This is a genomic window from Devosia geojensis, from assembly GCF_000969415.1.
Lineage (GTDB): Bacteria > Pseudomonadota > Alphaproteobacteria > Rhizobiales > Devosiaceae > Devosia > Devosia geojensis.
Map to the genome: position 1 here is coordinate 1 of NZ_JZEX01000143.1, position 12,941 is coordinate 12,941.

At 66.5% G+C, this 12,941-nt stretch carries 11 protein-coding genes and 1 tRNA gene; 10 read left to right on the top strand and 2 right to left on the bottom strand.

Annotation, left to right across the window (positions count from 1 at the left end):
- Positions 1-195 precede the first annotated feature (195 nt).
- Positions 196-1,149: an endonuclease/exonuclease/phosphatase family protein gene (locus VE25_RS17015; RefSeq protein WP_052732049.1), complete on the top strand. Its 954-nt coding sequence runs from the start codon at positions 196-198 to the stop codon at positions 1,147-1,149.
- Here the strand turns inward: VE25_RS17015 and VE25_RS17020 are convergent.
- The gene (locus VE25_RS17020; protein ID WP_046109855.1) at positions 1,130-2,254 is read right to left on the bottom strand and encodes a pyridoxal phosphate-dependent aminotransferase; all 1,125 of its coding nucleotides are present in this window, start codon (positions 2,252-2,254) and stop codon (positions 1,130-1,132) included. The two genes, VE25_RS17015 and VE25_RS17020, sit on opposite strands and share 20 nt — an antisense overlap.
- A 312-nt stretch (positions 2,255-2,566) precedes the next feature.
- Here VE25_RS17020 and VE25_RS17025 point away from each other — a divergent pair, with 312 nt between their 5' ends.
- The 5 genes from VE25_RS17025 (at position 2,567) to VE25_RS17045 (ending at position 6,488) form a co-directional block, all read left to right on the top strand.
- Positions 2,567-2,776, top strand: a complete 210-nt coding sequence (locus tag VE25_RS17025) for a hypothetical protein (RefSeq protein WP_046109856.1) — start codon at positions 2,567-2,569, stop codon at positions 2,774-2,776.
- 148 nt (positions 2,777-2,924) lie between these two features.
- A tRNA-Lys gene (locus VE25_RS17030) sits at positions 2,925-3,000 on the top strand.
- Between the two features lie 132 nt (positions 3,001-3,132).
- Positions 3,133-3,849 carry a TerC family protein gene (locus tag VE25_RS17035; protein ID WP_046109857.1) on the top strand — a complete coding sequence of 239 codons (717 nt, stop codon included), beginning with the start codon at positions 3,133-3,135 and terminating at the stop codon, positions 3,847-3,849.
- Between the two features lie 132 nt (positions 3,850-3,981).
- The gene (locus tag VE25_RS17040) at positions 3,982-5,151 is read left to right on the top strand and encodes a lipid II:glycine glycyltransferase FemX (RefSeq protein WP_046109858.1); all 1,170 of its coding nucleotides are present in this window, start codon (positions 3,982-3,984) and stop codon (positions 5,149-5,151) included.
- Positions 5,148-6,488, top strand: a complete 1,341-nt coding sequence (locus VE25_RS17045; RefSeq protein WP_046109859.1) for a lipopolysaccharide biosynthesis protein — start codon at positions 5,148-5,150, stop codon at positions 6,486-6,488. The genes VE25_RS17040 and VE25_RS17045 overlap by 4 nt, the downstream gene beginning before the upstream one ends.
- Here VE25_RS17045 and VE25_RS17050 read toward each other — a convergent pair whose 3' ends face one another.
- Positions 6,489-7,118, bottom strand: coding sequence for a GNAT family N-acetyltransferase (locus VE25_RS17050; RefSeq protein ID WP_046109860.1), 630 nt, complete (start codon positions 7,116-7,118; stop codon positions 6,489-6,491). It abuts the gene before it with no gap.
- Positions 7,119-7,488: 370 nt separating this feature from the next.
- On the opposite strand from VE25_RS17050, the gene acs reads away from it, so the two are divergent.
- The 4 genes from acs to VE25_RS17070 all read left to right on the top strand — a co-directional run bounded on the left by acs (position 7,489) and on the right by VE25_RS17070 (position 12,877).
- Positions 7,489-9,435, top strand: a complete 1,947-nt coding sequence (gene acs / locus VE25_RS17055; RefSeq protein WP_046109861.1) for an acetate--CoA ligase — start codon at positions 7,489-7,491, stop codon at positions 9,433-9,435.
- Between the two features lie 356 nt (positions 9,436-9,791).
- Positions 9,792-10,883 carry a glycoside hydrolase family 3 protein gene (locus VE25_RS17060; protein ID WP_160299998.1) on the top strand — a complete coding sequence of 364 codons (1,092 nt, stop codon included), beginning with the start codon at positions 9,792-9,794 and terminating at the stop codon, positions 10,881-10,883.
- 151 nt (positions 10,884-11,034) lie between these two features.
- The gene (locus VE25_RS17065) at positions 11,035-11,832 is read left to right on the top strand and encodes a UDP-2,3-diacylglucosamine diphosphatase (RefSeq protein ID WP_046109862.1); all 798 of its coding nucleotides are present in this window, start codon (positions 11,035-11,037) and stop codon (positions 11,830-11,832) included.
- 7 nt (positions 11,833-11,839) lie between these two features.
- Entirely contained in the window at positions 11,840-12,877 is a 1,038-nt protein-coding gene (locus VE25_RS17070; protein ID WP_046109863.1) for a glycosyltransferase family 4 protein, read from the top strand.
- The last annotated feature ends 64 nt before the right edge of the window (positions 12,878-12,941 follow it).

Below are 12,941 nucleotides of genomic sequence, written 5' to 3' on the forward strand. Positions count from 1 at the left end.
GAATGAGGGTGGGGATGGTTGTGTGGTCCGCTGTGGACCCCCACCCCCGGCCCCTCCCCTCAAGGGGGAGGGGAGCGAAGGAGCCGGCACGGCAGTTGCCAGAATGAAAACTGTGCTAGCACGCCTGCGTTACCTGCAGTTGCATCGCCTCGGGCGTTGCGCCAATAAGGGCGCGCGCATCGGAACGGGGGCGGCATGGAGATCCGTGGGGAAGTCAGGGGAATCCTGACCGGCTTCGGGCTGGTGGCGGCGGTGGTCGTCGTCGCGGCCAGCGGGCCCTCGATGTTTCCAGGCCAGCCGCTGCTGCAGTCGCTGCGTCCGCACCTGGGGATCGCGCTTTTCGTCTATGCCGTCATCATGGTGCTGGCCGGCGCACGGTGGCGCGGGTTGGCGCTGGCGGCGCTCGCCGCGCTCAGCGTCGGCCACACCGCGTCGATCATCTACTCGCAACAGCAGGCGCGAACGGCGGTGGCCGACCGGCCGGCAATCGCCGAGTTCGATCTCCTCAGTTTCAACGTCCTCAACTACAACGAGGGCAACAGCGCGCGCATCGTCGACACGATCCTCGCGCGTAACCCGGACGTCGTCATCCTCATGGAAGCCGCGCCGGTCTTTGCCGAGCTGCCGCGGCTGCGCGAGGTCTATCCGCATGACATCGGCTGCGAGGACGAGTGGACCTGCGACACGCTGCTCCTCAGCAAGACGCCGCTGGAGGAGGGTGCGCGCCTCACCCAGCTCAGCAACTTCTCGCCGCGGCGGGTGATCTATGCGGTGAGCGAGATCGGCGGGCAGCGCGTCAATCTCGTGGCCGTGCACATGACCAAGCCTTACTTCGACTACCAATCCGAAATCGAGGCGCACAGGTTGAGGCAGGAACTGAAGGGCCTGGAGGGGCCGGTGGTCATCGCCGGGGATTTCAACGCCGCGCCCTGGTCGGGCAACCTCATGCGGCTGATGCGCAATGCGGACCTGCTCACCGGCAACGCCTATCCCGGCACCTGGCCGGTGGAACTCGGCGACTTCGGCGTGCCGATCGACACCATGTTCACGCGCCCGCCGGCGGTCATCACCTCCATCGAGGGGCTGCCGGACCCGATGGGCTCCAATCACCGCGGCATCGAGGCGCGGATCAGGCTCGTTTCGCAGTAAGCGCGTCGGCGGCCGCGATCGCGCCCGGCAGCTCCGCCTCGAAAATGTCGAGCGCATCGTCCGGCCCGACGCTGACGCGGATGCAACGGTCGAGCCCCGGCGCGGCGGGCTTCCTGACGAACACGCCGCGGTCGGCCAGCCCCTCGAGCACGGCAAGCGCGTAGGCGCCGTCGCGGCGGCAATCGATGGCGACGAAATTGGTGGCCGAAGGAATGGCCTCGAACCCGTTGGCGGCAGCGATGGCGTAGATGCGCTCGCGCGCGGCCACGGTGCGGGCGACGACGCTTTCGAGCCATTCCTGGTCGGCAAGCGCCGCTATTGCGCCGGCCTGGCCCATACGGCTGATGGCGAAGTGGTTGCGGATGCGATTGAACGGGGCGATGGCGCCGCGCTCGCCGATGACGTAGCCGACGCGCACGCCCGCCATGCCATAGGCCTTGGAGAAGGTGCGCATGCGCAGGACATTCGGGCGGAGCGGGTGGATCGGGGGCAGGGTGCCCGCGGGCGCCAGCTCGCCATAGGCTTCGTCGAGGACCAGCATTGTCTCCTCCGGCAGGGCGTCTGCGAAGGCTTCGACCTCCGCCGCGCTCCACCAGGTGCCCATGGGATTGTCGGGATTGGCGAGGTAGACGAGCCGCGCTTTCTCCCGCCGCGCGGCCTCCGCCAGTCCCTGGAGATTCTCGCGGTCTGCCGCGTAAGGCACCTTCACCTGCCGGCCGCCGAAACCGGCGACGTGGAAGTCGAAGGTTGGATAGCCGCCGATGGAGGTGACGACCGGATCGCCCGGTTCGATATAGAGGCGGACGGCGAGTCCCAGCAGCGCGTCGACGCCTTCGCCGGCCATGATCTCATCGGGTGCGACGCCGCAATGGGCGGCGATGGCAACGCGCAGGTCATGGTTCTCGGGATCGCCGTATCTCCAGCTCCCGGCGGCCGCGTCCGCCATGGCGGCGATGACCTTCGGGGAGGGTCCGAAGCCGCTTTCGTTGGCGCCGAGCCGCGCGCGGAAGGGGCGCCCGAGACGTCGCTCGATGGCTTCCGGGCCGACGAAGGGAATGGTGTCGGGCAGGCTTGCCGGCAGGCGCGCGAGCGGTGGCTTGGTCATCGATCCTCCCAGCGGGGCGATTCTCGTTCGGCTCGCCCGGCCTTTCGGGCCAACCTAGCGAGCGGCGCCGGTTAAGCAAATAGGTTTGGGAGAGGGCCGCGGGACGGCTTCACCGATGTTTTGCACAGGGCGCGCCGATGACCACAGGGCGCAAACCATTGGCGCGCGAGGATTTACGACGGGATGACCGAAAGGAGCAATTTTCATCGAATTGCCGGGATGCCGGCAAGGTCTGCGAAGGCATAGGGGCCCACCCTCGTGGGTAAGGCAGAAGCCGATTCACCCCCTCATCCAAATTTCGGAGACAGCGTCATGCTTCCAACCTTTCTGCTCGCCCGTGACCACCTCGAGCAGGCTGCAGTCATCCTGCAGGGGTCCGATTCCCGCTCGCGGCAACTGCGTCACATCATCGAGCGGACCATCGGCCTCATGGACGAATTCCAGCGCAAGCAACCCAGACGCTCCGACAACGTGCTCGACTTCCTCGAATTCCAGCGTCGTCGGAGGGACATGGAGGACTGACTCGTCGCGAAGGCCGCCGCCCAGGGGGTGGGCGGCGGCCTTGCGGTGCAGGGACTCCACGGCAATATCGACAAGCGCGCAGATTTGCGTGCTCCTCCTATGGACAGGGCGAAAACCCTTTGATAGAGAGGCGCCACTTTGGTGACCCGGGTGCATAGCTCAGATGGTAGAGCAGCTGACTCTTAATCAGCGGGTCCAAGGTTCGAGTCCTTGTGCACCCACCAAAGTCCGGCGCTGACAGGCGCCCGTCCAGTTCTCATCCCAGATTGACCCCGCCGCCGCGACCGCGACCCCGAGGTCCGGCTCGCATCGGCGCGCCGTTTTGCGCATAGCGGCCCGCCGCCCGGAGATACCAGATGCCCTTGGGCATTGACGCCAGCTTCATCTCGGCCTTCCTTCAAGTCATCTTCATCGATCTCGTCCTTGCCGGCGACAATGCCGTGGTCATCGGCTTGGCCGCGGCGGGCCTGCCCAAGCAGATGCGCGGGCGCGCCATCCTCATCGGCATCGCGGCGGCGACCGTCATGCGTATCGGCTTTGCGCTGATCACCACCCAGCTTCTGGCCATCACCGGGCTGCTGCTGGCCGGCGGCCTGCTGCTGCTCTGGGTGTGCTGGAAGATGTACGAGGAGCTGCGCGTCTCGCACGCCGAGCAGGAGGCGGCCGCCGATGCTGCTGCCGATGCCGTGGCGCATCCGGATGCAGCGATGCACGGCAGCGGCGCGAACGGCGCCGCCGCGCCGCAGAAGACGCTGCGCCAGGCGGTGACGCAGATCATCATCGCCGACGTCTCCATGTCGCTCGACAACGTGCTGGCGGTCGCGGGCGCGGCCCAGCACCACTTGGAAGTGCTGGTCTTCGGGCTCATCCTCTCGGTTGCGCTGATGGGCATCGCTTCGGCCTTCATCGCCAAGCTTCTCAACCGCTACCGCTGGATCGCCTGGATCGGGCTGGTCATCATCCTCTACGTGGCCCTCAAGATGGTCTACGAGGGCGCCGACCAGCTTCTCGGCTACACGCTGCCGCACATCCCGTTCGTCTACTCGGGACACGCGCCGGTGGCTGCGCATTGACGCGTAGCCGGCCCGGCAGGGTTTGGTAACCAAGCGCGCAGTTTGGCGGCATTTGGCCGGCGACGATAGGGTTTTGCACACCCTCCCACGATAGTCTGCGGGGCGAACCGAGTTCGCTCCGGACCCCTCGCAATGTCAGCCATAGACGAAGAAATCTCTCCCGCGCCCGCGAAGGCCGCCGGAAGGCCATCCGCGACCCTGCCGGTCACGGGCGAGATCGTCTCCGGACGCGAATGGGACGAGACCGTTGCCGGGTTCGACGAGGTCTGCCAGGAACAGCTCTTCACTTTCGCCACCACCCGCTGGCCGGGCACCGTGCAGGAGCCGGTGTTGTTCCGGCTGGGCGGCGAGATCGTCGGCGGCACGCTGATGATGGTCCAGCCGCTGCCCTTGCGGCTCGCGTCGATCGCCGTCTCCAAATGGGGACCGATGCTCAAGGATACGCACCGCCCCGATGCGGCGGGCCTGCATGCGGGCATGATCGAGGCGCTCATCGCCGACTACGCGCGAAAGCGCGGCATGATGCTCTCGGTGCTGCCGCGCGCGTCGATCGAAGCGGAGAACGGGCGCTACCGGCAGTTGCTGGCCCGCGGGTTCCGCGCTGGATCGATCCTGCTCTTTCCCAACCGCTACATCGTCAACCTGCGGCTCGACGATGCGGACCTGCGCAAGAGCTTTGCGCAGAAGTGGCGCTACCACCTCAACAAGTCGGAGAAGGAAGGACTCTCCTTCGAGCATGCGGGGGCCGAGCGCATGGGCGAGTTCCATGCGCTCTACAAGGCGATGACCGACCGCAAGCAGTTCGCCGACCATTCGGCCTACGAAACGATAGACACGCTGATGGCGATGGAGCCGGCCTCGCTACGGCCCGAGCTCTTTTTCGTGCGCCACGAAAGCGGGATCGTCGGCGGGGCGATCGTCTTCACCGCCGGCGACAGGGCCGTTTATCTCTACGGCGCGACGAACGATCGGGCGCTGCCGCTGCGGGCCGGCTATTTCCTCCACTGGCACATCATCCGGTGGCTGCGCGACAACACGCCGGCGCAATGGTACGACCTCGGCGGCACCGACGGGTATCAGGGGCTGCACCAGTTCAAGAAGGGGATGGTAGGGGACGCGGGCGTCATCCGGCCGGTGCCGCCCGTCGCCAACTATGCGGCCAGGCCCCTGCCGTTCATCGTGGGGCAGGGCGCGTTCGCGGCACGCGACGCATATCACGCGGTACAGCGGGCGATCCACGCGTGGCGCAATCCTGACCGCCGGCCGGATCAGGAGCGGGCCTCCGGCGGAGAGGGCCCGTGAGCCTTTACCGGCGGCTCGCCTCGCAGACGAGCATCATCTTTGCCGGGCGGCTTTTCGGGGCCGGCGTCGTCTTCGTCGTCCAGGCGCTGATCGCGCGGACGTGGGGGCCGACGATCCTCGGCGAATACCTCGTCATCATCGCCACGGCCAATCTCGCGGCGGTCGCCATGCCGCTGGGGTTCCAGACCATCGGCACCTATTTCGCCGCCGAGTACCGCGCACATGCGCGCCGGGGGCAACTCGTCGGATTCCTGGCGCGCGCCTATGGCCATATCGTTCTGGTGTTCGCAGCGCTGCTCGTGGCGGGACAGCCGCTGCTTTCGGCGTTCGGGCTGGGAGAGGGGACCGTCGCCCGGCATTTCCTGCCGGTGGCGCTGCTCGCCTTCGGCACGACCATGGTCTTCGTCAACGGCGCCGTGCTGGTCGGCATGAAGCGGCCGTTCGCCGGGTTCTTCGCCGATACGCTCTTCCGGCCGATGGTGGTCATCGCCGCGTTCCTCGGCGCGACGGCGTTCGTTCCCGATATGGAGGCGGCGTTCACGGCGATGCTGTGGGCGGTCGGCTGCGGTTATGTCGCGATCTGCCTCGTGCACTTCGGCTTCGTCGTCGCGACGGTGCGCGCCGTCGCCAATGACGGGCCGGCGGCGGAGGGGCGTGAGGCGCGGCGCTGGTGGCGTTTCGCGCTGCCATGGGTTCTGATCGCGTTGGCGACCGATTTCTTCTTCGATATCGACCTTTTGCTGCTTTCGAGCCTGCTGACGCGCGAGGAGCTGGCGATCTTCGGGGTGTGCACCCGCGTCTTCTCGCTGCTCTCCTTCGGGGTGGCGGCGGTCTACGCCGTCACCATGCCCGACATGTTCGAGAGCGAGGCGCGCAGCGACCGGGCGGGATTCAACCGCAAGGTGGGCGAGGCGAACCTCGTGGCCGGCGGGCTCTCGGTGCTGCTGCTCGTCATCGTCGCGGTCGCGGGGCCGTTCGCGCTGATGCTGTTCGGGCCGGCGTTCTCGGCGGGAGCCGTGCCGCTCGTCATCCTCTGCCTGGCGCTGGTCCTCCGCTCGCTGCTGGGACCGGCCTCGCTGGTGCTCTCGGTGCACGACCGGCCCTATGCCAGCCTGCCGGCGGTGGGACTCGGGATCGCGGCCCTTGTCGGCGGCAATTTCCTGCTCGTGCCGCGCTTCGGGCTGATGGGAGCGGCGCTCGCGGCGCTCTTTGCGATTTCGCTCTGGTCCGGTGCGCTGTGGTGGACTGCGCTCAAGACGGCGAAGGTCGACGTCTCGATCCTGCAGCGTTGGCGGCGGACGGGCGAAAACGCGGCGCTCGAGCCTTCGGTGCGATGATCAGCGCTTCAGCAGCCGCCGGATTCGCCGCCGGATCTTGGCCTTGATGCCGCCCTGCATGCCGTTGTCGTAGCCCGGTGCGACCTTGGTCAGCTTGCGTTCGTAGAGCAGGTAGTCCTCGCCGAAGATGTGCTGCTCGAGCGTCACCGTCAGGGTGAAGCCGAAGCGCTTCATGATCAGTGCGGCGGCGTCGTTGCCGGCCTTTGTGTAGGTCGAAATCTTGTGGAAGCGCCCATTGTCCCAGTGTGTGATGAAGGCGCGCATGGCCTGCATGCCGACGGCCGAGCGGCGGTGCTCGGGAAAGACGTAGGACCAGTACAGCCAGAGCGTGCCCTGTTCCGGCCCGCTCATCATGAAGGCGGCGGGCTTTCCGCTCCGCTCGATGACGAAGATGTGGAACGGGTCGGCTTCGATGAGGCCGGCGAGATGGTCCTTGGTGAGGCGGCGTGTCTCGTAGGCCTTGAACTCGGGCAGGTAGAACGGCGAGGTCTCGATCGCTTCCTTCAGCCGGGCGTGGACGAGATCGATATCGGCGAAGGTCGCGCCGCGGAAGGTGATGGGCTGCGTGGCGGGTTCGGCGGCAGCGGGGGTCTCCGCTGGCACCTTCTGTAGGTCGACGGTCTCGCTCATCGCATGGCTCCTTATAGGGCAGGATGCTAGCAGAGGGCGGGGAAGGGCCGAAGCGGGGAAGTCCGGAGCGGTTAACGCTTAGGGGCTGCAATGGAGCCGCTCCTGCACCGATGGGGTCACCCACTCGATGTCACACCGGCGAAAGCCGGTGCCCATCCTGAGATAATCCCACAGCCGCAAGGTATCTCGGTGGGTAGCGGCATTGAGACGAGCTTTCCGAGCGCGGGGATGCGTTCAGGGATGGGTCCCGGCTTTCGCCGGGACGACATTGAGCGTGGGGTGAATTGATGGCAAGTCAAGCCCTTGCCGCCCAGCGGGGCCGTCGCTAGAACGGAACCCCTTGGGGGAGAATAAGCAGGAGGAGTAGTCCATGAGCGAGGAGCTCGTCTTTCAGCCCAGCGCCGATGCGGTTGCGCGCACCCGTACGACCGCCGAGCAGTACGAAGCGCTCTACCGGCGTTCCATTTCCGATCCGGACGGGTTCTGGCGGGAAGAGGCGCAGCGGCTGGACTGGATGAAGCCGTTCACCAAGGTCAAGAACACCTCGTTCGAATACCCCGATGTCTCGATCAAGTGGTTCGAGGACGGCGAGCTCAACGTCTCGGCCAACTGCATCGACCGGCATCTGGCGACTCGCGCCGACACGGTGGCGCTGATCTGGGAGCCGGACGATCCGAAGGACGAGGCGCGGTTCATCACCTATCGCCAACTCCACGAAGAGGTCTGCCGGCTGGCGAACGTCCTCAAGGCCAAGGGCGTGAAGAAGGGCGACCGGGTGACGATCTACTTGCCGATGATCCCGGAGGCGGCGTACGCGATGCTCGCCTGCGCGCGGATCGGCGCGGTGCACTCGGTGGTGTTCGGCGGCTTCTCGCCGGACTCGCTTTCGGGGCGCATCAACGACTGCGGCAGCAAGCTCGTCATCACCGCCGACGAGGGCCGGCGCGGCGGCAAGGCGGTTGCCTTGAAGGCCAATGTCGATGCCGCGCTCGAATCCTGCCCGGGCGTCGAGACGGTGCTGGTGGTCAGGAACACCGGCAACGCGGTCGCGATGAAAGCGGGCCGGGACGTCTGGGTGGCGGACGAGGCCAAGGCCGTTTCGGCCGATTGCCCGCCCGAGCCGATGAATGCCGAGGATCCGCTCTTCATCCTCTATACCTCGGGTTCCACCGGCAAGCCCAAGGGCGTGCTGCACACCACCGGCGGCTATCTCGTCTGGGTCAGCCTTACCCACGAGCTCGCTTTCGACTACAAGCCCGGCGAAATCTACTGGTGTACGGCCGACGTCGGCTGGGTGACGGGGCACAGCTACATCGTCTACGGACCACTGGCGAACGCGGGCACGAGCCTGATGTTCGAGGGCGTGCCGAGCTGGCCGGACGCGTCGCGCTTCTGGCAGGTGGTCGAGCGGCACAAGGTCAACATCTTCTATACCGCCCCGACCGCCATCCGCGCGCTGATGGGCGCGGGCGCCGAGTGGACGGAAAAGAACGACCTATCGAGCCTGCGGCTCCTCGGGTCGGTCGGCGAGCCGATCAACCCTGAAGCCTGGCTCTGGTACCACAAGCATGTGGGCAAGGAGCGCTGCGAGATCGTCGACACCTGGTGGCAGACCGAGACCGGCGGCTTCATGATCACGCCGCTGCCGGGCGCGATTCCCGCCAAGCCCGGTTCGGCGACCAAGCCCTTCTACGGGGTGAAGCCCGTGGTGCTTTCGCCCGAGGGCCGCGTGCAGGAGCAGGTGAAGGCCGAGGGCGTCCTCGCCATCGCCGACAGCTGGCCGGGTCAGATGCGCACCGTCTATGGCGACCATGAGCGGTTCGTCGAGACCTACTTCTCCACCTACAAGGGCTACTATTTCACCGGCGACGGCTGCCGGCGGGACGCTGACGGCTACTACTGGATCACCGGCCGCGTCGACGATGTCCTCAACGTCTCGGGCCACCGCCTCGGCACGGCCGAGGTCGAGAGCGCGCTGGTGGCGCACCCGAAGGTCGCCGAGGCGGCGGTCGTCGGCTATCCGCACAACGTCAAGGGGCAGGGGATCTACTGCTACGTGACGCTGATGACCGGCGAGGGCTATGACGACGCCCTCAAGGACGAGCTCAAGCAATGGGTCAGGAAGCAGATCGGACCGATCGCGACGCCCGACCTCATCCAGTGGGCGCCGGGCCTGCCCAAGACCCGCTCGGGCAAGATCATGCGGCGCATCCTGCGCAAGGTGGCGGAGAACGACTACTCCAACCTCGGGGATACGTCGACGCTGGCCGATCCGGGGGTGGTCGAGCATCTCGTGGAGAACCGGCTGAACCGGTAGGGTTCGCTAGATGGGCAGGCCGGCGTCACTTCCAACGGCTGTCATCCCGGCGAAAGCCGGGATCCAGTAAACGACGCCAGTCCGGCTTTCGCACCAAAATCACCGCCTCCACCAGGTCATCCCCGCGAAAGCGGGGACCTCTGTTCACCATGCAAACGGAGGTTCCCGCTTTCGCGGGAATGACCCGGTGGTTGTTCGGCCGAAGTGAAAAACCGCACCGCCAGCATATACTGGTTCCGGCTTTCGCCGGGATGACAGCCGGGGATGGGACGGCCGGGTGCCCACTTCATCCGATTGTTTCCGCCACAAAGCTCGTCCAAGGTCGAGCATTCCCGAGTCGAACCGCGAGCAGCCTCGTGCCGAAGTCACTCCTGCGCCTTTCCCTCCTCCTCATCGCAACGACATGCGCCGGCGCGGCCTCCGCTCAGACCCTGGAGGAAATGGCCGGGCAGATGATCCTCGTCGGGTTCGCCGGAGACGACGTGGACGATGTGTCCGTGGCGGCGTTGCGTGAGGAGATCGCTGGGGGTCATCTCGGCGGGGTGATGTACCTCAGGAGCAATGTGAAGAGCCTGACGGCGGTCGAGGAGATGAACGCGGCCTTCCGCGCCGCGTCGCCGGACCTGCCGCCCTTCATCAGTCTTGACCAGGAGGGCGGGTCGGTGGAGCGGCTGACTCGGGCGGTGGGATTCGAGGAGATCCCCAACGCGGCGACGGTCGCGGCGCGCAACAGTCCGGAAGGGGCCGAGGCGATCTACGGGACGCTCGCACAGCGGCTGGCGGCGCTGGGGTTCAACGTCAACTTCGGACCGGTGGCGGACATCAACCTCAATCCGGACAACCAGATCATCGCGCGCTACGGACGCGCCTTCGCGACGGATGCGGAAACGGTGATCGCCTACGATACCGCCTTCATCCGCGCCCATGAGGCGGCGGGGCTGCTGACTTCGCTCAAGCACTTCCCCGGCCACGGCTCCTCGACGGCGGACAGCCACGAGGGCTTCGTCGACATCACCGGCACCTGGCAGGAGAGCGAGCTAGAGCCCTACCGCGAACTGATCGGGGAGGGGTACGACGAGTTCGTCATGGTCGGGCACCTCTACCACGCCGACTATTCCGGCGGCGTCGAGGGGCTGCCTTCCAGCCTTTCGCCGCAATGGATCACCGGGGTGCTGCGCGAAGAGCTCGGGTTCGACGGCGTCGTCATCAGCGACGACCTCGAGATGGGCGCCATCCGCCAGCACTTCACGCTGCGGGAGACGGTGACGCAGGCGGTACGGGCGGGCATGGACGTGCTGCTCTTTTCCAACACGGCCGAGCCGCGCGCCTCGCTCGCCGACGAGATCCGGGAAATCCTGGTGGCCGAAGCGCAGGCCGATCCGGCGTTCGCGGCGCGCATCGAGGAGAGCTACGGGCGGATCGTGGCGCTGAAGGCGCGGATACGCTAGGCACCCGCTGCGACACACCGACCTTTGCACAGGTCTGCCGGGAGGTCCCGGCCGCCCGCTATTTCCTCACCCAACCCAAGCCTATAGACTGTCACAAGGCCGTCGCCGATGTGCGGCACGGTGGGGTCAATGGGCTAGGGGCGATTCGCTGATGACCGAAACCCGCCAAATGCGGCGCGTACGGGCGTTGTTCATTTCCGATGTGCATCTGGGTATGCGCCCGGCGCGAGTGGGGCAGTTGACGGACTTCCTGCGCCATCACGATGCCGACACCATCTATCTCGTCGGCGACATCGTCGACGGATGGCGGCTGGCGAAATCCTGGTTCTGGCCCAACGACTACAACATCCTTGTGCAGGTGCTGCTTGAAAAAGCCAATGCGGGCACCAAAGTCATATATCTGCCGGGCAACCACGACGAGTTCCTGCGTGAGTATCTCGGAACCTATTTCGGGGAAGTGGAGTTTGTGGACCGCACGATCCACACCAGCGCGCAAGGCAAGACCTATCTCGTGATCCACGGTGACCAGTTCGATGTGGTGGTGATGCACGCCAAGTGGCTCGCGCATGTGGGCGACTGGGCCTACAACGCCGCCTTGCGCATCAACATGGCGCTGAACTGGGTGCGCCGGCGCCTCGGGCTGCAGTACTGGTCGCTTTCGGCCTGGGCCAAGCAGAAGGTCAAGAACGCCGTCTCGGTCATCGGGCGCTTCGAGGAAGCGCTGGTGCACGAGGCCAAGGAATCAGGCGTCGACGGCGTCATCTGCGGCCATATCCACTTCGCCGACATGCACGACCGGCTGGGCATTCACTACATCAACACGGGCGACTGGGTGGAAAGCTGCACCGCGGTCGTCGAGAACCACGACGGGCAGTTCGAGCTCGTCAAATGGACGGAGATGACGGTGGGCGAGCCCCGCCGGTTCAGGCTCCGGCGAGCGGCCTCATAGAGAGAAAATGCCTTCCAAGCTCCTTATCGTCACCGATGCCTGGCACCCGCAGACCAATGGAGTGGTGCGCAGTCTTTCGGCGATCGGCAAGGAGCTGACCCGGCGCGGCATGGACGTGAGCTTCCTGACGCCCGAGCGGTTCTGGACGGTGCCCGTACCCACCTATCCCGAGATAAGGCTCTCGCTGACCCCGATCGGGGCGGTGGGGCACATCATCGAGGAAGAGGCGCCCGACCACATCCATATCGCGACTGAAGGGCCGCTGGGGCTGCAGGCGCGCAAGCACTGCACCGATGCGGGCCTGCGCTACACCACCAGCTTCCATACCCGGTTCCCCGAATATGTGGCGGCGCGCGTGCCGGTGCCGCCGGACTGGTGCTATGCGTATCTGCGCTGGTTCCATGCCGAGGCGGCGCAGACGCTGGTTCCGACCCCTTCGATGCTCGCCGAGCTCGAGGAGCGCGGGTTCACGCACCTGAAGCTCTGGTCGCGCGGGGTGGATGCGGGGCATTTCGCGCCCGGCCCCAAGAGCCGCTTCCTCGATCTGCCCGGTCCGCACCTGCTCTATGTGGGGCGGGTGGCGCCGGAAAAGAATGTCGAGGCGTTCCTCGAGGCCGAGGCGTCCGGCACGAAGATCGTGATCGGCGACGGGCCGCAGCGCGAGGAGCTCGAACACCGGTTCCCGGACGCGGTGTTCCTCGGCTACCAGTACGGCGAGGAGCTGGCGGCATCCTACCGCAGCGCCGACGTCTTCGTCTTTCCCAGCCTCACCGACACCTTCGGCAACGTCATGGTCGAGGCGATGGCCTCGGGCGTGCCGGTGGCGGCCTATCCGGTCACGGGGCCGCGCGATGTCCTCACTGCCGAGACCGGCGCCATGGACGAGGACCTGGGCGCGGCCATCCGCAAGGCGCTGACGCTCTCGCGCGAGGCGGCCCGGCGTCATGCGCAGACCTTCACCTGGACGGCGAGCGGGGACCAGTTCGCTTCGGCCCTTGTGCCCGCGGAAGCGCCGGGGCACCATCATTTCGCCAAGGCGAGCTAGGTTTTCTTCCGGACTGGCGTCCATCGCCTCCCTCCCCCTTGAGGGGAGGGATTGAGGGTGGGGG